This is a genomic window from Streptomyces sp. NPDC037203, assembly GCF_055605065.1.
The window spans coordinates 1,031,081-1,050,870 of sequence record NZ_JBVJUC010000001.1 but is presented as its reverse complement, the minus strand read 5'-3'; the positions used below and the strand labels follow the sequence as shown (position 1 = coordinate 1,050,870).

Annotated in this window: 18 protein-coding genes and 1 pseudogene; 10 read left to right on the top strand and 9 right to left on the bottom strand. The window is 73.2% G+C overall.

Going from position 1 to position 19,790, the window contains the following annotated elements:
* Positions 1-105: 105 nt before the first annotated feature.
* Positions 106-1,296, top strand: coding sequence for a zinc-dependent alcohol dehydrogenase (locus tag ACZ7EC_RS04390; protein ID WP_471057682.1), 1,191 nt, complete (start codon positions 106-108; stop codon positions 1,294-1,296).
* A 41-nt stretch (positions 1,297-1,337) separates the two neighbouring features.
* On the opposite strand, the gene ACZ7EC_RS04385 is transcribed toward ACZ7EC_RS04390, so the two are convergent.
* Positions 1,338-2,408, bottom strand: a complete 1,071-nt coding sequence (locus ACZ7EC_RS04385; protein WP_471057679.1) for an ATP-dependent DNA ligase — start codon at positions 2,406-2,408, stop codon at positions 1,338-1,340.
* A 97-nt stretch (positions 2,409-2,505) separates the two neighbouring features.
* Between ACZ7EC_RS04385 and ligD the strand changes: the two genes are divergently transcribed.
* Together ligD and ACZ7EC_RS04375 are read left to right on the top strand one after the other, a co-directional pair.
* Positions 2,506-3,525 (top strand): non-homologous end-joining DNA ligase, encoded by a 1,020-nt coding sequence (gene ligD, locus ACZ7EC_RS04380; RefSeq protein ID WP_471057675.1) that lies wholly within the window; start codon positions 2,506-2,508, stop codon positions 3,523-3,525.
* 72 nt (positions 3,526-3,597) lie between these two features.
* Complete coding sequence (locus ACZ7EC_RS04375) at positions 3,598-4,725, top strand: LacI family DNA-binding transcriptional regulator (RefSeq protein ID WP_471057672.1); 1,128 nt, start codon at positions 3,598-3,600, stop codon at positions 4,723-4,725.
* Between the two features lie 104 nt (positions 4,726-4,829).
* Here ACZ7EC_RS04375 and ACZ7EC_RS04370 read toward each other — a convergent pair.
* A pseudogene (locus tag ACZ7EC_RS04370) lies at positions 4,830-5,227 on the bottom strand (VOC family protein); the annotation flags it as partial.
* A gap of 256 nt (positions 5,228-5,483) precedes the next feature.
* Here ACZ7EC_RS04370 and ACZ7EC_RS04365 point away from each other — a divergent pair.
* Complete coding sequence (locus ACZ7EC_RS04365; protein ID WP_421677609.1) at positions 5,484-5,729, top strand: WhiB family transcriptional regulator; 246 nt, start codon at positions 5,484-5,486, stop codon at positions 5,727-5,729.
* Positions 5,730-5,789: 60 nt separating this feature from the next.
* Here the strand turns inward: ACZ7EC_RS04365 and ACZ7EC_RS04360 are convergent, their stop codons facing one another.
* The 4 genes from ACZ7EC_RS04360 to ssgD all read right to left on the bottom strand — a co-directional run bounded on the left by ACZ7EC_RS04360 (position 5,790) and on the right by ssgD (position 10,165).
* Positions 5,790-6,767, bottom strand: coding sequence for an acyl-ACP desaturase (locus ACZ7EC_RS04360; protein WP_471057670.1), 978 nt, complete (start codon positions 6,765-6,767; stop codon positions 5,790-5,792).
* Between the two features lie 137 nt (positions 6,768-6,904).
* Positions 6,905-7,681 carry a dimethylargininase gene (gene ddaH / locus ACZ7EC_RS04355; RefSeq protein ID WP_471057667.1) on the bottom strand — a complete coding sequence of 259 codons (777 nt, stop codon included), beginning with the start codon at positions 7,679-7,681 and terminating at the stop codon, positions 6,905-6,907.
* 146 nt (positions 7,682-7,827) lie between these two features.
* Complete coding sequence (locus tag ACZ7EC_RS04350) at positions 7,828-9,447, bottom strand: ABC-F family ATP-binding cassette domain-containing protein (RefSeq protein ID WP_471057665.1); 1,620 nt, start codon at positions 9,445-9,447, stop codon at positions 7,828-7,830.
* Positions 9,448-9,751: 304 nt separating this feature from the next.
* The gene (gene ssgD, locus ACZ7EC_RS04345) at positions 9,752-10,165 is read right to left on the bottom strand and encodes a spore wall synthesis regulator SsgD (protein WP_471057663.1); all 414 of its coding nucleotides are present in this window, start codon (positions 10,163-10,165) and stop codon (positions 9,752-9,754) included.
* Positions 10,166-10,370: 205 nt separating this feature from the next.
* On the opposite strand from ssgD, the gene ACZ7EC_RS04340 reads away from it, so the two are divergent.
* The 3 genes from ACZ7EC_RS04340 (at position 10,371) to ACZ7EC_RS04330 (ending at position 12,789) form a co-directional block, all read left to right on the top strand.
* A complete protein-coding gene (locus ACZ7EC_RS04340; RefSeq protein WP_471057660.1) occupies positions 10,371-11,489 on the top strand; it encodes a WD40/YVTN/BNR-like repeat-containing protein in 1,119 nt (372 codons plus the stop codon).
* Positions 11,490-11,558: 69 nt separating this feature from the next.
* Positions 11,559-11,897 (top strand): plasmid stabilization protein, encoded by a 339-nt coding sequence (locus ACZ7EC_RS04335; protein ID WP_471057657.1) that lies wholly within the window; start codon positions 11,559-11,561, stop codon positions 11,895-11,897.
* A 142-nt stretch (positions 11,898-12,039) separates the two neighbouring features.
* Entirely contained in the window at positions 12,040-12,789 is a 750-nt protein-coding gene (locus tag ACZ7EC_RS04330) for an endonuclease V (RefSeq protein ID WP_471057654.1), read from the top strand.
* Here the strand turns inward: ACZ7EC_RS04330 and ACZ7EC_RS04325 are convergent.
* Together ACZ7EC_RS04325 and ACZ7EC_RS04320 are read right to left on the bottom strand one after the other, a co-directional pair.
* On the bottom strand, positions 12,738-12,926 hold the full coding sequence (locus tag ACZ7EC_RS04325) for a hypothetical protein (protein WP_471057651.1): 189 nt from the start codon (positions 12,924-12,926) through the stop codon (positions 12,738-12,740). The two genes, ACZ7EC_RS04330 and ACZ7EC_RS04325, sit on opposite strands and share 52 nt — an antisense overlap.
* An 83-nt stretch (positions 12,927-13,009) precedes the next feature.
* On the bottom strand, positions 13,010-14,179 hold the full coding sequence (locus ACZ7EC_RS04320; RefSeq protein WP_471057648.1) for a saccharopine dehydrogenase family protein: 1,170 nt from the start codon (positions 14,177-14,179) through the stop codon (positions 13,010-13,012).
* 219 nt (positions 14,180-14,398) lie between these two features.
* On the opposite strand from ACZ7EC_RS04320, the gene ACZ7EC_RS04315 reads away from it, so the two are divergent.
* From ACZ7EC_RS04315 to ACZ7EC_RS04305, 3 genes are all read left to right on the top strand, one after another.
* A complete protein-coding gene (locus ACZ7EC_RS04315) occupies positions 14,399-15,550 on the top strand; it encodes a CaiB/BaiF CoA transferase family protein (protein ID WP_471057646.1) in 1,152 nt (383 codons plus the stop codon).
* Between the two features lie 64 nt (positions 15,551-15,614).
* Complete coding sequence (locus tag ACZ7EC_RS04310) at positions 15,615-16,829, top strand: acetyl-CoA C-acetyltransferase (RefSeq protein WP_471057643.1); 1,215 nt, start codon at positions 15,615-15,617, stop codon at positions 16,827-16,829.
* Between the two features lie 41 nt (positions 16,830-16,870).
* The gene (locus ACZ7EC_RS04305) at positions 16,871-19,069 is read left to right on the top strand and encodes a 3-hydroxyacyl-CoA dehydrogenase NAD-binding domain-containing protein (RefSeq protein ID WP_471057641.1); all 2,199 of its coding nucleotides are present in this window, start codon (positions 16,871-16,873) and stop codon (positions 19,067-19,069) included.
* Here ACZ7EC_RS04305 and ACZ7EC_RS04300 read toward each other — a convergent pair.
* Positions 19,058-19,789, bottom strand: a complete 732-nt coding sequence (locus tag ACZ7EC_RS04300) for a MerR family transcriptional regulator (protein WP_471057889.1) — start codon at positions 19,787-19,789, stop codon at positions 19,058-19,060. The two genes, ACZ7EC_RS04305 and ACZ7EC_RS04300, sit on opposite strands and share 12 nt — an antisense overlap.
* Between the last annotated feature and the right edge of the window lies 1 nt (position 19,790).

The window sequence follows — 19,790 nt, the reverse complement described above, 5'->3', positions numbered from 1 at the left end:
CGTCCGGCGCCCGCACCGTGCCCACCAGGAGGTTCGGCGCCCGGACACGCGGGTACCCGGCCGCCACCGCAAAACGGACGTACGCGACCAAGGGAGCGCGACCTCATGAAGGCAGTCACCTGGCAGGGCAGGCGGGACGTGCGGGTGGAGGATGTGCCCGACCCGAAGATCGAGGAACCCACCGACGCCGTCATCCGCATCACTTCCAGCGGGCTGTGCGGCTCGGACCTGCATCTGTACGAAGTGCTCACCCCGTTCATGACACCGGGCGACATCCTCGGTCACGAACCCATGGGCATCGTGGAGGAGGTCGGCGCGGAGGTCACCAACCTGAAGCCCGGCGACCGGGTGGTGGTGCCGTTCCAGATCGCCTGCGGCCACTGCTTCATGTGCGACTCCGGGCTTCCCACCCAGTGCGAGACCACCCAGGTCACCGGCGAGGGGATGGGCGCGGCCCTGTTCGGCTACACCCGGCTGTACGGCGCCGTGCCGGGCGCGCAGGCCGAGTATCTGCGGGTGCCGCAGGCGCAGTTCGGCCCGATGAAGGTGCCCGACGGCCCGCCGGACGACCGCTTCGTCTACCTCTCCGACGTGCTGCCCACCGCCTGGCAGGCCGTCGAGTACGCCGCGATCCCGCCCGGCGGCAGCGTCGCGGTCCTCGGCCTCGGCCCGATCGGAGACATGGCCTGCCGCATCGCCATGGCACGCGGCGCCGAACGGGTCTTCGGCATCGACCTCGTGCCCGAGCGGCTCGCGCGGGCGAACCGGCGCGGCGTGACGACGTACGACCTCCGGGCCTTCGACGACGAGAAGGCGCTGATCCACGCCATCAAGGACGAGACCGGCGGCCGGGGCCCGGACGCGGTGATCGACGCCGTCGGCACCGAGGCCCACGGCAGCGCGGCGGCGCGGCTCGCCCAGCAGGCCACCGCCCTGATGCCGCGCGCGGTCGCCGCACCCTTCGCGGAACGCTTCAGCGTCGACCGGCTCGGCGCCCTGTACATGGCGATCGACCTGGTACGACGCGGCGGCACCATCTCCCTCAGCGGCGTCTACGGCGGCATGGCCGACCCGCTCCCGCTGCTCACCCTGTTCGACAAGCAGATTCAGATGCGGATGGGTCAGGCCAACGTGCGCCGCTGGAGCGATCAGATCATGCCGTACCTCACCGACGAGGACCCGCTCGGCGTCGAGGACTTCGCCACGCACCGGGTGCCGCTGTCCGAGGCGCCGCACGCCTACGAGATGTTCCAGCGCAAGGAGGACGGCGCGATCAAGATCCTCATGAAGCCGTAGCGGCATCCTGAGGCCCACGGAGGACCCCGGCAGGGGAGGGCTCAGCCCTTCTCGCCGAGGATCTCCGCGAGGTCGTACCGCACCGGCTCCTCCAACTGGGCGTACGTGCAGCTCTCGGGCGTCCGGTCGGGGCGCCAGCGGCGGAAGCGGGCGGTGTGCCGGAAGCGCTGCCCGTTCTCCATGTGGTCGTAGGCCACCTCGGCCACCCGCTCGGGCCGCAGCGGCACCCAGGACAGGTCCTTCTTGCCCGACCAGCGGCTCGGCGCGCCCGGCAGCCGGGCGCTCTCGTGCGCGGCCTCCTCGGCCCAGGCCGCCCAGGGATGTCCGGTGACGTCGTCCATCCGCAGCGGCGCCAGCTCCTCCACCAGCTCGGCGCGCCGCTTCATGGGGAACGCGGCCGACACGCCCACATGCTGGAGCCTGCCCTCCCCGTCGTACAGCCCCAGCAGCAGCGAGCCCACCACCGGGCCGCTCTTGTGCAGCCGGTACCCGGCCACCACGACGTCCGCCGTGCGCTCGTGCTTGATCTTGAACATGGCCCGCTCGTCCTGCCGGTAGCGCAGGTCGAGTGGCTTGGCCACGATCCCGTCGAGCCCGGCGCCCTCGAACCGCTCGAACCACTGCCCGGCCACCGCGAGGTCCGTCGTCGCGGGCGCCACATGCACCGGCGGTGTGACGTTTGCGAGGGCCCGCTCCAGCAGCGCGCGCCGGTCGGTGAGCGGCACGTCCAGCAGGGCGTGGTCGTCCAGCGCCAGCAGGTCGAAGGCGACGAAGGAGGCCGGGGTGCGCTCCGCCAGCGTCCGCACCCGCGAGGCCGCCGGATGGATCCGCTCGGTCAGCGCGTCGAAGTCCAGGTGCCCGTCCCGCGCGATCACGATCTCCCCGTCGAGCACGCACCGCTCGGGCACCCGCTCTCCAAGCGCCTCGACCAATTCGGGAAAGTACCTGGTCAGCGGCTTGCCGGTGCGGCTGCCCAGCTCGATCTCGACGCCGTCGCGGAAGACGATCGCCCGGAAGCCGTCCCACTTCGCCTCGTAATGCATGCCCGGCGGGATGCTCGCCACCGACTTGGCGAGCATCGGCTTCACGGGCGGCATGACCGGCAGCTCCATGGCTCCGATTCTGCGCGCGCCCGGTCGCACGCGCCCGGCGTGCGCACCCGTGTGCGCCCGGTGTGCGAGCCGCGCGGGGGACGCCTACGGTGGCCGCATGGCCGAAGCGGTGGAACTGGAGGTGGCCGGGCGGACCGTACGGCTGTCCAGCCCGGACAAGGTGTTCTTCCCCGAGCGGGGCTTCACCAAGCTCGACCTCGCCCGGTACTACATCGCGGTCGGCCCCGGCATCCTGCGCGCCCTGCGCGACCGCCCCACCACCCTGGAGCGCTACCCGGACGGCATCGAGGGGGAGTGGTTCTTCCAGAAACGCGCCCCCAAGGGCATGCCCGGCTGGATCCCGACCGCCCACATCACCTTCCCGAGCGGCCGCAGCGCCGACGAGATGTGCCCCACCGAGGAAGCCGCGGTGGTGTGGGCCGCGCAGTACGGCACGCTCACCTTCCACCCCTGGCCGGTGCGCGCGGGCGATGTCGACCACCCCGACGAACTCCGCATCGACCTCGACCCGCAGCCCGGTACCGACTACACCGACGCCGTCCGCGCCGCCCATGAACTGCGCGCCGTCCTGGACGAGTTCGGCGGGCTGCGCGGCTGGCCGAAGACCTCCGGCGGCCGGGGGCTGCACGTCTTCGTGCCCATCGAACCCCGCTGGACCTTCACCCAGGTGCGGCGCGCCGCCATCGCCGTCGGCCGGGAGATGGAGCGCCGGATGCCCGAGCGGGTCACCATCAAGTGGTGGAAGGAGGAGCGCGGCGCCCGTATCTTCCTGGATTACAATCAGACCGCCCGCGACCGCACCATCGCCTCTGCCTACTCGGTACGGCCCCGCCCGGCGGCCACCGTCTCCGCGCCGCTGCGCTGGACGGAGGTCGGCTCCGCCCACCCCCGCGACTTCGACCTGGCCACCATGCCGGCCCGGTTCGCCGAACTCGGCGACGTACACGCCGACATGGACGACCACGCCTACTCCCTGGACGCCCTGCTGGAGCTGGCCCGCCGCGACGAACACGACCACGGCCTCGGCGACCTGCCGTACCCACCGGAGTACCCGAAGATGCCCGGCGAGCCCAAACGCGTCCAGCCGAGCCGGGCCCGCGAGAACCCGGCGCCCTGATCGCGTACGGCACCCCACCGGACCCGGAACGCTCGTTATCCTGGCGGTAACCGGCCGATGAGGAGTCCCGTGGTGCCCGAGGCAGTGTCGCGTCCCACCCTGGAGGCCGTGGCCACCCGTGCCGGGGTGTCCAGAGCCACCGTGTCACGGGTGGTCAACGGCGGGTACGGCGTACGGCAGCCGCTGGCCGAGCGGGTACGGCGGGCCGTGGCCGAACTCGGCTACGTCCCCAACCAGGCGGCGCGCAGCCTCGTCACCAAGCGGCACGACGCCGTCGCCGTCGTCATCGCCGAACCCGAGACCCGCGTCTTCACCGACCCCTTCTTCGCGCTCCAGTTGCGCGGTATCAGCAAGGAACTGACCGCCCACGACAACCAGTTGGTGCTGCTGCTCACCGAGGGCCGGGACGACCACACCCGAGTCGCCCGGTATCTCGCCGGGGGCCATGTCGACGGCGCGCTGGTCTTCTCCCTGCACCTGGACGACCCGCTGCCCGGACTCATCCACGACGCCGGGGTGCCCACCGTGTTCGGCGGCCGGCCGGGCTGGCGGGACCGCACCGGCACGCCGGTGTACGTGGACACCGACAACCGGGGCGGCGCGCGCACCGCCGTGCGCCATCTCGCCGGGCTCGGCCGGACCCGGATCGCGCACATCACCGGCGCCCTGGACCAGACGTCGGCCGTGGACCGGCTCGACGGCTACCGGGACGTCATGGCGGAGACGGCCGACGGGGGTGGCGATCCCTCGCTGGTCGTGGAGAGCGACTTCACCCCGGCCGGCGGGGAGCGGGCCATGCGGGAACTCCTCGGCCGCCGCCCCGATGTGGACGCCGTGTTCGCCGCGAACGACCTGACCGCGCTGGGCGCGCTGCGGGTGCTGCGGGAGCGGGGCCTGCGGGTGCCCGAGGACGTGGCCGTGGTCGGCTTCGACGACATGCTGCCGCTGGCCGAGCAGTCCGATCCGCCGCTGACCACGGTCCGTCAGGACATCGAGCAGATGGGCCGCCTGATGGCCCGCCTGCTGCTGCGCGGCACCTCCGGTCTGCGCGGCACCCCGGCCGCGCACGGCGCCTCCGTCCTGCCCGGCGCCACCGCCCTGGACGTGTCCACCGTCCTCGGCGACACCGACCCGGTGGGCCTGACTACGGGACCCGGCGTGATCCTGCCGACCACGCTGATACGCCGGGCATCCGCCTGAGCCGCCCCACCGCGAGCCCCCGGCAGCCCGCGTCCGGCTCTCCCCGGCCGCCCCCGTGCGAGCCGGCCTACCGCCTCGCCCCCGCGCCCGCTCGCTCCCGAGCACCGTGCCCCGTACGGATCGGCCAGCCCCGCGACGCGCCCCACGCCCTCGACCGTCACCGGCGGGACGCTCACCGACCCACCGAGCCGCTCCGCCCCGGCCGCCGCCGCGATGTCCGGCGTGTGCAGCTCGGCCCAGCACAGCGAGCCCGGCGCGTTCGCCAGGTCCACGCCCCTGATCCTGCCGGGCTGCCAGACCCCGAACCGCACACCGGCCCGGCCGCGCAGCACGGCCAGGTGTCCCTGGCCCCTCACGTCGACCGGCCCGAACAGCACCTGCCCATGGGCCTGTTCGGCCGCCAGCCGAACAGGGAGCCGTAGAAGGACCGCGCGCCGTCGATGTCCGGCGCGCCTACGTCCAGCCAGTTCGGCGCGCCGTCGGCGAAATCGGTGGTGAGCATGGCCGCCCTCCTCGAAGCGGTGCCGTCCGTGCACCGCCGACTCTGGCACCGGCCACCGGCGATCGCCGCCGGAGCACCGCCGGGCGCGCCCTCACCCTCGGTGACCTCGCAGGCCCGATCGGGTTTCCGGAAATTCCGCGCGCCGCCGTGCAACCGGACGGCACCGCAGCGCATCATCGATGCGGCCGGAGGCCCCGGCGCCGGCGTTGAGCGGGCGTTGATCGAATGTTTTTCGCCGATCGGCATGCTCCTGGTCATGCACCTCGACACCATCACCCCGGCCGACCCGACCTGGCAGGCGCAGGCCTTGTGTGCGCAGACGGGGCCGGACTTCTTCTTCCCCGAGCCGGGCAGCTCGGTCCGCGAGGCGAAGCGCATCTGCGGGATGTGCGAGCTGCGCCCGGCCTGCCTGGAGTACGCCCTCGCCCACGACGAGCGCTTCGGCGTCTGGGGCGGACTGTCCGAGAAGGAACGCCTCGCCCTGCGCCGCACCTCCGGCTGACCGGCCGCCCACGACCGGCCGCCGTCCCGCACCGGGGCCGTGCCCCGGCCGGCGTCCCGCTCAGCCCGCGGCTCGCGCCGCCATCCGCGCCTTGCGTGCCGCCAGCTTCTCGTCGAACCGGGAGGCCTCCAGGTCCAGGCCGCCCATGAACAGGCCGAGTTCCTCCTGGGCGCGCCGCCCCTCGGGTCCGAGGCCGTCGATCCCCATGACCTTCAGGTGGCGCAGTACCGGCTGGAGCACGTCGTCGTGGTGGATGCGCAGGTTGTAGACCTCGCCGATCGCCATCTGCGCGGCGGCCCGCTCGAAACCGGGAATGCCGTGTCCGGGCATCCGGAAGTTGACGACGACGTCCCGGACCGCCTGCATCGTCAGATCGGGCGCCAGCTCGAACGCGGCCTTGAGCAGGTTGCGGTAGAACACCATGTGCAGGTTCTCGTCGGTCGCGATCCGGGCGAGCATCCGGTCGCACACCGGATCACCGGACTGATGGCCGGCGTTGCGGTGCGAGACGCGGGTGGCCAGCTCCTGGAAGGCGACATAGGCGACCGAGTGCAGCATCGAGTGCCGATTGTCGGACTCGAAGCCCTCGCTCATGTGCGCCATGCGGAACCGCTCCAGCTGGTCCGGGTCCACCGCACGTGAGGCGAGCAGATAGTCCCGCATCACGATGCCGTGCCGGCCCTCCTCGGCCGTCCAGCGGTGCACCCAGGTACCCCAGGCGCCGTCGCGGCCGAACAGGCTGGCGATCTCGTGGTGGTAGCTGGGGAGGTTGTCCTCGGTCAGCAGGTTGACGACCAGGGCGGTGCGGCCGATGTCGGTCACCTTGGACTGGTCCTTCGCCCAGGCCTCCCCGTCCTCGAACAGGGCCGGGAAGTTGCGCCCGTCGCCCCAGGGCACGTACTCGTGCGGCATCCAGTCCTTGGCGACCTTCAGATGGCGGTTCAGTTCCCCCTCGACCACTTCCTCCAGCGCATACAGCAGCCGGGCGTCGGTCCAGGCGGCGGACGGGCCGGCGAGATGGGGGGAAGTGATCGTCACGGGAACTCCAGGGGGACGCCGAACAGGGAGCACAAACGGGGGGTACCGGCGAGCGGTGCCGGGAAACCTACGAGATCGTAAGCTACGAATCCGTAGGTTACGAAACCGTAGGTTAAGGTGCCGTAAGGGAATGCCGGTCAGGCGTACAGCTCCCGCAGCCGGACGGACAGACAGGTCACCGAGCCCTCCAGCTTCTCGAACTCACCGATGTCGACGGTGACCACCTCGTAGCCGAGATCGGTCAGCAGCTCGGCGGTCTTCGGAGCGCTCGCCGCCATCAGCAGCTTGTGTTCGCCGAGCAGCACCACGTGCGCGCCGGACTCCTCGGGCACCGAGAGGAAGCCGGGGAACAGCGAGGGGCGGTCCACCCTCGGGATGTGCCCGATGACGGTGCCGTCCGGCAGCGCGGTCACGGCCGACTTCAGATGCAGCACCTTGCTCACCGGCACGGCCACCACCCGCGCGCCCAGCGGCTCGAACGCGGCCCGCAGCTGCTGCACACCGGCCGCGTCGGTCCGCCCGCTGCGGCCGACGTAGACCGTGTCGCCGACCTTCAGGACGTCGCCGCCGTCCAGGGTGGCCGGATCCCATATCCAGTTCACCGAGCAGCCCAGGGCGGCCACCGCCTCCTCCACACCGGCGGTCTCCGGGCGGCGGGACGCACTGCCCGGCCGGGTGATCAGCGCGACATTGCGGAACAGGACGACGGTGTCCTCCACGAACACCGAGTCCGGGCAGTCGTCGGCCGGTTCGACCTCGAACGTCTCCCAACCGTGCGCCCGCAGCGCCCCGACGTACGCCTCCCACTGCTCGGTGGCGAGCCCGACATCGACCTTCTGCCGCTCGACATGCGTCACCAGGCCCTCGGCGAGACGCGGGCTCGGGCGGCGGACGAGGGCCTTCTTGCTGGGCACGACGGGCCTTTCCAGTCGGGGATGGGGTGCCTGCGCCGCTGGTGCGGCACTGGTCCGCCATCATGCAGCCCGGCGCGCCCGGCACAAAACCCCCCGCCCTCCGGCCGCGCCCCTCCCCCGTACCTAGGTGTGCTGTTCGGAAGACCCTAGCCCACCTCCTCCGGCGCGATCTCCGTCAGTTCTCCGTCCGCCAGCAGCAGCCACCGGGTGATGCCGATCGACTCCAGGAACGGCAGGTCGTGGCTGCTCACCAGGAGGGCGCCCTGGTACGAGGCCAGGGCCGAGGTGAGCTGCCGGACGCTCGCCAGGTCGAGGTTGTTGGTCGGCTCGTCCAGCAGGAGCAACTGGGGGGCCGGTTCGGCCAGCATCAGCGCGGCCAGCGTGGCCCGGAAGCGCTCGCCGCCGGACAGGGTGGCCGCCCGCTGGTCGGCGCGCGCGCCCCGGAACAGGAAGCGGGCCAGCCGCGCCCGGACCCGGTTGTTGGTGGCGCCCGGCGCGAACCGGGCCACGTTCTGGGCGACCGTCAGCTCGTCGTCCAGCACGTCGAGCCGCTGCGGCAGGAACCGCAGCGGGACGTGCGCGGTGGCCGTGCCCGCCACGGGGGCCAGCTCCCCGGCGATCGTGCGCAGCAGCGTGGTCTTGCCCGCGCCGTTGCGCCCGACCAGCGCGATCCGCTCGGGCCCGCGCAGATCGAGGACCCCTTCGATCCGTGCCCCGTAGGCCATCGCCAGGTTCTCCAGGGTGAGCACCTGCCGGCCCGGCGGTACGGCGGTGTACGGCAGGTCGACGCGGATCTCGTCCTCGTCGCGCACCGCGTCCACCGCGTCGTCCAGGCGCTCCCTGGCCTCGGCGAGGCGCTCCTCGTGCAGGATGCGGTGCTTGCCCGCCGACACCTGGGCGGCGCGTTTACGGGCGCCCATGACGATCTTCGGCTCGCGCTTGGCGTCCCACATCTTCTGCCCGTACCGCTTGCGGCGGGCCAACTTGACCTGTGCGTCGGACAGTTCGCGCTGCTGCTTGCGCACATCCGCCTCGGCGGCCCGCACCATCCGCTCGGCCGCCTCCTGTTCGACGGCCAGTGCCTGCTCGTAGGCCGAGAAGTTGCCGCCGTACCAGGCGACCTCGCCGGCGCGCAGTTCCGCGATCTGGTCGACCAGGTCGAGGAGTTCGCGGTCGTGGCTGACCACGACGAGTACACCGGACCACGCGGCCACGGCCTGGTGGAGACGGCGGCGCGCGTACAGGTCGAGGTTGTTGGTGGGCTCGTCCAGGAGCAGCACGTCCGGACGGCGCAGCAGCAGCGCGGCGAGCCGGAGCAGCACCGACTCGCCGCCGGACACTTCCCCGACGGTCCGGTCCAAGCCGAGGTGGCCCAGGCCGAGTTCGCCCAGGGTGGCCAGGGCGCGCTCCTCGACGTCCCAGTCGTCGCCGACCGTCTCGAAGTGCCGTTCGGCCGCGTCGCCCGCCTCGATGGCGTGCAGCGCGGCCCGCCGCTCGGCGATGCCGAGGGCCGCGTCGACGCGGAGCGCGGTGTCCAGCGTGACGTTCTGCGGGAGGTAGCCGATGTCCCCGGTGGCCTTGACCGTGCCGTCGGCCGGCACGAGTTCACCGGCGAGCAGTTTCAACAGGGTCGACTTTCCGGACCCGTTGACGCCGACGAGCCCGGTCCTGCCGGGGCCGAAGGAGAGGTCGAGCCCCTCGAACACGGTGGTGCCGTCGGGCCAGGCGAAGGACAGGGACGTACAGGTGAGAGAGGACGATGACATGGAGGCCTCGCGGGGGAGTGGGTGCGGTTTCGCGGACGCGTCTGAAGACACCGCGGGGCGGGAACCGAAGGGTCACCCGGAGGCCGTACAGAAAAGGAAAAAAGGGCCTGTGCCGGAGGACGGCTCGAACGCCGAGGGTCGTACGCCACGCACACCTCACCGGTGCGACGCGGTGTCTTCGAACCTCAGACGAGCAACGTCCTTCTCCGATCGACGGCAGCAGAGTCGAGATAAACGGTAGGAGCACCGCCGCCGGGAGTCAAAACATTTACCGGCGCGGCGTGCGCGGACCGCGTTCCCGCAGTCAGGCGTCCCGCATCAGTTCCGCGAGGTGGTGGTCCAGGTCGAGCTGGAGGTGTTCGAGGCCGACCGGGACCAGCTCGCCGGTCGCCTCCAGGAAGCGCCGTATCTCGCCCGCGCGCACATGCACGACGGCGGTGCCCTCCGGGGCGTGGAACTCCAGCACGACGCGGTCGTAGCCGTACGGCCGCACCCGCACGTCACCCTGGCCCTCGGGAGCGCGCAGCCCGGCGGCGAGCAGTTCGCGGGCGAAGGTCCAGCAGACCTCGACGCCTTCCAGGGTGGCCGGGGCCGGGAAGGTCATCCGCACGGCAAACGGGTCACAGCGGTCGTAGCTCAGCGTGGCGGGGATGCTCGGCATGCGCGGTGCGGCGGCGACGAGGCGGGCTTCTACGGGCTGCTCGATGACGGTGGACAACGCCTTGCTCCCTCGTGACGGCTGGACTGCGGCCAAGTGACTCCCGGCACTGGAGGAGACGACGGAACGGGCCGGGGCGTGCACCTGGGAGACGAGTGACCTCGGTCACCGCGTTCATGCACCCGAGGCCGCCCCCGCCGGGTACGGCAGACGGCCCTCTGGACGGCGCCCCGGCCGTGGGCTAGCTTCGCCCGCCATGAGGCGCATGGGGAACGCGAGGGACAAGAGGGACGCAAGGGGCGCGAGGGGCGCCCGGCGGGTGGCCAGGCTGACCGCGGCGGGAGTCGCGTGCGGCGCGGCGCTGGCCGCACTGACCGTCCCGTCGGCCGCGGCTCCCGCCCGCCCCCGGGACGTGCACTGGGCGGCGAAGGACCCCGGCACCCCCCAGGTCCGTTTCCGGGGCCTGGCCGCCGTCGACCGGCACACCGCCTGGCTGGCCGGCACCGGCGGCACCGTCCTGCTCACCCGCGACGGCGGCACGTCCTGGCGCGACATCTCCCCGCCCGGCGCGTCCGGCCTGGAGTTCCGGGACGTCGAGGCGTTCGATGCGCGGCACGCCGTGGTCCTGGCCATCGGCGAGGGCGAGGCGTCCCGGATCTACCGCACCGACGACGGCGGGGCGAGCTGGACGGAGTCCTTCCGCAACACCGACCCGGACGCGTTCTACGACTGCCTGGCCTTCTTCGACCGCCGCCACGGCCTCGCGATGGGCGACCCCGTGGACGGGAAGTTCCGCATCCTGTCCACGAGCGACGGCGGCCGCTCCTGGCGGGTGCTGCCCGCGGCCGGCATGCCGCCCGCCCTGGACGGCGAGGCGGGCTTCGCGGCCAGCGGGCAGTGCCTGGTCACCGCCGGCCCGGAGGACGTCTGGCTGGCCACCGGCGGTGGCGCCCGCGCACGCGTCCTGCACTCCGCCGACCGCGGGCTGACCTGGACCGCCACCGACACCCCGGTCCCGGCCGGAGACCCGGCCCGCGGGGTCTTCGCGCTCGCCTTCCGCGACCGCACCCACGGGCTCGCCGTCGGCGGCGACTACCGCGCCGGCGAGCCCTCGCCGCAGGCAGCGGCCGTCACCCGTGACGGCGGACGCACCTGGCAGCCCGCCGCCACGCCGCCGCCCGCCTACCGCTCCGGCGCCGCCTGGCTGCCGCACAGCCGCGCCGCGGCGCTCGCCGTCGGCCCGACCGGCACCGATCTGACCACGGACGGCGGCCGCACCTGGCACACGATCGGCACCGGCTCGTACGACACCGTCTCCTGCACCCCCGACCTCGGCTGCTGGGCGGCCGGCGAGCAGGGCAGGGTGGCCCGGCTGGAACGGTGAGGTAGGCGCGCCGGGAGCCGGGTACTCGCGCCCCGAAGGCGCCGAGCCTTCGAGGTGAAAGGAGCGATCATGCCAGCCGGTTCCAGCCCCAAGCGCGAACGCCAGTACGAGCACATCAAGGAGAGCGCGCAGGAGCGGGGCGAGAGCGCGGGACGCGCCAAGGAGATCGCCGCGCGGACCGTCAACAAGGAGCGCGCACGGTCCGGCGAGTCCAAGACCGCGAGCCGCACCTCCACCCGGGACATGTCGTCCAGCAGGCGCGGCGGGCAGCGGTCGGGCAACCGCACCGGCCCCCAGGGCCCGACCCGCGACCAGTTGTACAACGAGGCGAAGCAGCGCGGCATCGAGGGCCGTTCGAACATGAACAAGGACCAGTTGCAGCGCGCGCTGAACGCCAAGAAGGGCTGAGCCGACGCGGGGAAGGCATGGAGAAGGGGCGGCCTCGAAGCGAGGAAGGGCCCGCCCGCCGCAACCGCCGCCCGCCGCGAACCGTCACCCGCACCGCCCCGGCGGCGGTGCGGCGCGGCGCGGGCACGTACAGTCGGCCGTCATGACGACCCTAGGCATACCGGCGGGCTGGCCCACCAGCGAGGAGGAGGCCCGCGCGGTCCAGGACGAACTGCGCGGCCGGGTGGTGCTCGACGAGCCGGGTCCGCCGCCCGGCGCGGGCCATGTGACAGGGGTCGACGTGGCCTACGACGACGCGCGCGACCTGGTCGCCGCCGCGGCCGTCGTCCTGGACGCCGCGACGCTCGGCGTCGTCGCCGAGTCGACCGCCGTCGCACGGGTGTCCTTCCCCTACGTCCCCGGACTGCTCGCCTTCCGCGAACTGCCCGCGGTCCTGGCCGCGCTCGACTCCCTGCCCTGCGCGCCCGGTCTGGTCGTCTGCGACGGCTACGGCCTCGCCCATCCCCGCCGCTTCGGCCTGGCGAGCCACCTGGGCGTGCTCACCGGGCTGCCCGCCATCGGCGTCGCCAAGAACCCGTTCACCTTCACCTACGAGGATCCCGCCGCCGCCCGCGGCAGCTCGGCCCCGCTGCTGGCCGGCGCCGAGGAGGTCGGTCGCGCCCTTCGTACGCGCGACGCCGTCAAACCCGTCTTCGTCTCCGTCGGCCACCGCGTGTCGCTGTCCAACGCCCTCGCCCACACGCTGGCCCTCACCCCGGCCTACCGCCTCCCCGAGACCACCCGGCGCGCGGACGGCCTGTGCCGCAGGGCGCTCAAGGAGGCGGCGCGGGAAAGGCCCGCTCAGTCGGCGGTGAGCCGCCAGACACCGACTTCCCTGTACTCGGAGTCGTAGACGGGCGAGCCGTCGCCGGGCTCCAGCGCGTAGTGGTGCAGATTGCCGCCCCAGTAGCGCAGGATCCGGCCCAGCTCGGCGGCCCGCTCCTGTGCCGTCGCGTTGTCGTCCACGGTCACTTCCAGCACGAACTGCACGGTTCCCGCGCCTCCTTGGGCTTCGTCCGGTCGGAGCGCCGATCGTCGCACGGGGGCGGACGCGCACCGCGCGGTTCCGGCCGCTACCGCCGCGTCGCCACCCGGAAGGTGATCCCCGCCGCCCGCAGCCGCCGCGTCAGCGCGTCGCCCATCGCCTGGGCCGTCGTCACCTGGCCGGACGTCTCCGGCAGGTCGTCGAGGGCGAGGCAGAGCGCGGCCTCGGCGAACATCTTGGCGGTCTCGTCGTAGCCGGGGTCGCCGCCGGCGACCTCGGTGTAGACGCGCCGGCCGCCGCCCTCGCCGACGAAGCGGACCGAGAACCAGCTCCTGGCCCGCCTCTCGGCACTGGGCCCCTCACCCGGACGGAGCCGTCCGGACAGCCAGTGGCGCAGGGGCGGGAGCTGGGCGGCGGCCACCGCCGCGCCGACCGCGGCCGTCCCGCCGAGCGCGACGGGCAGCCGGCGGACCGCCGCGAAGTGCCGGTAGCGGAAGTCGGGCCCGTACCGGTCGAGGGCGCGTGCCGAACGGCTCACGATCCGTGGATCGATGGTGGGCAGCGGCAGCGCCCACGCGCCGACCTCCGGGGCGAACCGCGGCGGCCCCGCCGGCGCGCTCACCCGGCGCCCGTGGCGCCGCGGCTCGTACCGGGCCCGGTCCCGCGCCGCGGCCAGCATCGCCCGGCCGCGCGCGAACTGGTCGAGCGCCGAGGCCAGCGTGCCGCCGGAGAACGCCGCGTCGGCCGTCACATAACCGTCCACCCGCAGCGGCACGCCCTCCGGGAGCTGCCGCACCGTGAAGTACACGCCGAGGTCGTGCGGCACGGAGTCGAAGCCGCAGGCGTGCACCAGGCGCGCGCCGGTCTCCCGCGCGCGTGCGTCGTGCCGTACGTACATCAGGTCCACGAACTCCGGCTCGCCGGTGAGGTCCAGGTAATCCGTTCCGGCGTCCGCGCAGGCGGCGACGAGTCCCTCGCCGTGGCGCAGGTACGGCCCGACGGTCGTGGCCACCACCCGCGCCCGCCCGGCCAGGTCGCGCAGCGAGGCGGGATCGGCGGCGTCGGCGCGCAGGACGCCGGGGTCCGCGCCCGCGGGCAGCCCGTCCCGCAGCCGCCGCAGCTTCACCTCGTCGCGCCCGGCGATCGCCCAGCGCAGGTCCCGCGGCGCGTGCGCCGCCAGGTAGTGCGCGGTGAGTGCGCCGACGAAGCCCGTCGCCCCGTAGAGCACCACGTCGTAGGGACGGTCCAGCCCGCTCATGACCCACCTCGCCTGTCCATGACACCCCTTGGTCGCGCAGCCCGCGCCGCTGTCGGTGGCCGAGGCTAGCGTGAGGACCGGGTGCCGCGGTCGGCCGGGTGATGCCCGACGGGACGGGCACTTGGCTAAGCGCTTGCTCGTTCAGGTCTTGTGCCGGATGAACGGCGTTCATAGCATCACCGGTGTTACATCAGTTGTGTCACACGCTTGGGGGACGGCATGAGCACGGCGGCAGCAGCAGGGCGGGGCCCGCTCGGCGGCGTGCGCGTGGTGGAGCTGGCCGGCATCGGGCCCGGCCCGTTCGCCGCCATGCTGCTCGCCGACCTCGGCGCCGACGTGGTCCGGGTGGACCGCCCCGGCGGCCCCGGCCTCGGCATCGACCCGGCGCACGACATCACCAACCGCAACAAGCGCTCGGTCGTGGTCGACCTCAAGTCCCCGGACGGCGCCGCCCGCGTCCTGGACCTCGCCGAACGCGCCGACATCCTGATCGAGGGCTACCGGCCGGGCGTCGCCGAGCGCCTCGGTGTCGGCCCCGCCGACTGCCACGCCCGCAACCCCCGCCTGGTCTACGGCCGGATGACCGGCTGGGGCCAGCACGGCCCCCTCGCCCAGCGCGCGGGCCACGACGTGTCGTACATCGCCCTCACCGGCGCCCTCGGCATGATCGGCCGCCCCGGCGAACCCCCGGCCGTGCCCGCCAACCTCCTGGGCGACTACGCGGGCGGCTCGCTCTACCTGGCCGTCGGCGTCCTCGCCGCCCTGCACCACGCGCGGGCCACCGGCACCGGCCAGGTCGTGGACGCCGCGATCGTGGACGGCACCGCCCACCTGTCCGCGATGATCCACGGCATGCTGTCCGCCGGCGCCTGGCAGGACCGGCGCGGCGCCAACCTGCTGGACGGCGGCTGCCCCTACTACGGCACCTACGAGACCGCGGACGGCGCTCACATGGCGGTCGGCGCCCTGGAGGAGCGGTTCTCGGCAGAGTTCCTGCGCCTGCTCGGCCTGGACCACCTCCAGGACGCGCGCACCGACCTCACCCGCTGGCCGGAACTGCGCGAAGCGATCGCCGCCCGCTTCCGGGAAGGCACCCGCGAGCAGTGGACCGCCCTGTTCGCGGACTCCGACGCCTGCGTGGCCCCCGTCCTGTCGCTGCGCGAGGCCCCGCACCACCCGCACCTGGCCGCCCGCTCCACCTTCACCGACCACGGCGGCATCACCCAGCCCGCCCCCGCGCCGCGCTTCTCCGCCACCCCGACCGCCGTCCGCACCCCGCCCGCGCTGCCCGGCGCCGACACCGAGGCCGTGGCACGGGACTGGGACCTGCCCGCACGCGCGGGCGGCCGGCCGGACGCGGGCGCCGACTGAGCCCACCGACCTCTTGGCTGCGCCACCCGAACCCGCCCGGCCGACCCTCCCGAAAGGCACCCCAGTGAGCACCGAAGCGTATGTGTACGACGCGATCCGCACCCCGCGCGGCCGCGGCAAGGCGAACGGCGCCCTGCACGGCACCAAGCCCATCGACCTGGTCGTCGGCCTCATCCACGAGATCCGCGACCGCTTCCCGGACCTCGACCCGGCCGCCGTCGACGACATCGTGCTCGGCGTCGTCGGCCCCGTCGGCGACCAGGGCTCCGACATCGCCCGCATCGCCGCCATCGCCGCCGGGCTGCCGGACACCGTCGCGGGCGTGCAGGAGAACCGCTTCTGTGCCTCGGGCCTGGAGGCCGTCAACCTGGCCGCGGCCAAGGTCCGCTCCGGCTGGGAGGACCTGGTCCTCGCGGGCGGCGTGGAGTCGATGTCCCGCGTCCCGATGGCCTCCGACGGCGGCGCATGGTTCAACGACCCGCTGACCAACCTCGCCGTCAACTTCGTGCCGCAGGGCATCGGCGCCGACCTCATCGCCACCCTGGGCGGCTTCACCCGCCGGGACGTGGACGAGTTCGCGGCGCTGTCCCAGGAGCGCGCGGTCAACGCCTGGAAGGAGGGCCGCTTCGACCGCTCCGTGGTCCCGGTCAGGGACCGCGCCGGCCTGGTCGTCCTCGACCGCGACGAGCACCCGCGCCCCGGCACCACCGCCGACTCCCTCGCCAAGCTCAAGCCGTCCTTCGCCGACATCGGCGAACTCGGCGGCTTCGACGCCGTGGCGCTCCAGAAGTACCACTGGGTGGAGAAGATCGACCACGTCCACCACGCGGGCAACTCCTCCGGCATCGTGGACGGCGCCGCGCTCGTCGCCATCGGCTCCAGGGAGGTGGGCGAGCGCTACGGCCTCACCCCGCGCGCCCGGATCGTCTCCGCCGCCGTCTCCGGCTCCGAGCCCACCATCATGCTCACCGGCCCCGCCCCCGCCACCCGCAAGGCCCTCGCCAAGGCCGGCCTGACCATCGACGACATCGACCTGGTCGAGATCAACGAGGCGTTCGCCGCCGTCGTGCTGCGCTTCGTCGAGGAGATGGGCCTGCCGCTGGAGAAGGTCAACGTCAACGGCGGCGCCATCGCCCTCGGCCACCCGCTCGGCGCGACCGGCGCCATGCTCGTCGGCACACTCGTGGACGAACTGGAGCGCCAGGACAAGCGCTACGGCCTGGTCACCCTGTGCGTGGGCGGCGGCATGGGCATCGCCACCGTCCTCGAGCGCATCTGAACTCCCCGCGGAACCAAGCGACTTCAACGGAGACGACTGTCATGACCGAGAGCACCACCATCCGCTGGGAGCAGGACGACACCGGTGTCGTCACCCTGGTCCTGGACGACCCCAACCAGTCCGCGAACACGATGAACCAGGCGTTCAAGGCCTCCATCGAGGCGATCGCGGACCGCGCGGTGGCCGAGAAGGACTCCATCCGGGGCATCATCTACACCTCCGCCAAGAAGACCTTCTTCGCGGGCGGCGACCTCAAGGAGATGATCCAGGCCGGCCCCGAGGACGCCCGCGCCGTCTTCGACACCGCGACCGCGATCAAGAGCGCGCTGCGCCGCATCGAGACCCTCGGCAAGCCCGTCGTCGCCGCCATCAACGGCGCGGCCCTCGGCGGCGGCTACGAGATCGCGCTCGCCTCCCACCACCGCATCGCCCTGGACGCCCCCGGCTCCAAGATCGGCCTGCCCGAGGTCACCCTCGGCCTGCTGCCCGCGGGCGGCGGCGTCACCCGTACCGTGCGCCTGATGGGCATCACCGACGCGCTGCTCAAGGTGCTGCTCCAGGGCATCCAGTACAACCCGCGGCGCGCCCTGGAGAACGGGCTGGTCCACGAGGTGGCCGAGACGCCCGAGGAGATGCTGGCCAAGGCGCGCGCCTTCATCGACGAGCACCCCGAGTCCCAGCAGCCCTGGGACGTGCCGGGCTACCGGATCCCCGGCGGCACCCCGGCCAACCCGAAGTTCGCCGCCAACCTGCCGGCCTTCCCGGCCAACCTGCGCAAGCAGACGGGCGGCGCGCCCTACCCGGCGCCGCGCAACATCATGGCCGCGGCGGTCGAGGGCTCCCAGGTCGACTTCGAGACCGCGAGCACCATCGAGACCCGCTACTTCACCGAACTGGTCACCGGGCAGACCGCGAAGAACATGATCCAGGCGTTCTTCTTCGACCTCCAGGCGGTCAACTCCGGCGCCAACCGGCCCAAGGACATCGAGTCCCGCCAGGTCCGCAAGGTGGCCGTGCTCGGCGCCGGCATGATGGGCGCGGGCATCGCCTACTCCTGCGCCCGCGCGGGCATCGAGGTCGTCCTCAAGGACGTCTCCCTGGAGGCCGCGCTCAAGGGCAAGGGCTACTCCGAGAAGCTGTGCGCCAAGGCCGTCTCCCGCGGCCGTACCAGCCAGGAGAAGGCGGACGCGCTGCTCGCCCGGATCACGCCCACCGGGGACGCCGCCGACGTCGCCGGCTGCGACGCGGTGATCGAGGCCGTCTTCGAGGACACCGCCCTCAAGCACAAGGTGTTCCAGGAGATCGAGTCCGTGGTCGCGCCCGACGCGCTGCTGTGCTCCAACACCTCCACGCTGCCCATCACCACCCTCGCCGAGGGCGTGGAGCGGCAGGCGGACTTCGTCGGTCTGCACTTCTTCTCGCCGGTCGACAAGATGCCGCTGGTCGAGATCATCAAGGGCGAGCGCACCGGCGACGAGGCCCTCGCCCGCGCCTTCGACCTGGTCCGGCAGATCAGCAAGACGCCGATCGTCGTCAACGACTCGCGCGGCTTCTTCACCTCACGGGTGATCGGCCACTTCATCAACGAGGGCGTCGCCATGGTCGGCGAGGGCATCGAGCCCGCCTCCGTCGAGCAGGCCGCGGCCCAGGCCGGCTACCCGGCCAAGGTCCTCTCCCTGATGGACGAGCTGACCCTCACCCTCCCGCGCAAGATCCGCAACGAGACGAAGCGGGCCGTGCAGGAGGCCGGCGGCACCTGGACCGCGCACCCGGCCGAGGCCGTCATCGACCGCATGGTCGACGAGTTCGGGCGCCCCGGCCGCAGCGGCGGTGCCGGCTTCTACGACTACGCGGAGGACGGCAAGCGCGCCGGGCTCTGGCCGGGCCTGCGCGAGCACTTCACCAAGGCCGGGTACGAGATCCCGTTCAAGGACATGCAGGAGCGGATGCTGTTCGCCGAGGCGCTGGACACCGTGCGCCTGCTGGAGGAGGGCGTGCTGACCTCCGTGGCCGACGCCAACATCGGCTCCATCCTCGGCATCGGCTTCCCGGCCTGGACCGGCGGCGTGCTCCAGTACATCAACGGCTACGACGGCGGCGCCGGGGCAGGTGCCGGCCTGCCGGCCTTCGTGGCCCGCGCGCGGGAACTGGCCGGGACCTACGGCGAGCGGTTCGAGCCGCCCGCGCTGCTGGTGGAGAAGGCGGAGCGGGGCGAGACCTTCACGGACTCAGCCGCCTGACGGCCCCCGGCCGCCGAGCAGCCCGCTCAGTTCTTCGCGCAGCGAGCGCTGGAACGTGGTCAGCAGCGCCTGCACCACCAGCGGGTGCATGTGGGCCGACAGGTCCCGCACATCGCGGGTGTCCCGCTCGGCCACCTCGCCGCGGAAGAGTCGGGCGAGCTCACGGGCCGCGGCGCGCGAGTGCTCCAGCAGCACCTCGCGCGCCGCGAGGATCGTGCCCTGCGACAACGGCACGTCCAGCAGTTCGAGCCCGAGCCGCAGCAGCCCCGAGTCGACCCGGAAGCCGACCGTCGCGCTCCCGTCGCCCGCGTCGCACGGGACGAGGACCCCGGACGCCGCCAGCCGCTCCAGCTCCTCGTCGGCCAGTGCCCGTCCCGCCCGCCGCTCCAGCTCGGCGCGCGAGAGCGTCTCCACGGAGTCCGGCGCCCAGGAGGCGACCACGGCCCGGTGGATGGCCAGGTCGTGGGCGGACAGGTCGGACGGCAGCTGCCGCAGGTACCGCTCGATGGCCGCCAGCGTCATCCCCTGCCGCTGCAACTCCTCGATCAACGCCAGCCGCGCCACGTGCTCCGCCCCGTACCGGCCCACCCGCCGGGGCCCGATCACCGGCGGCGGCAGCAGCCCCCTGCTCCCGTAGAAGCGCACGGTCCGCACCGTCACACCCGCCCGCGCGGCCAGCTCGTCGACGGTGAGGCTCATCTCCCCGGCATCGGTCGTCATG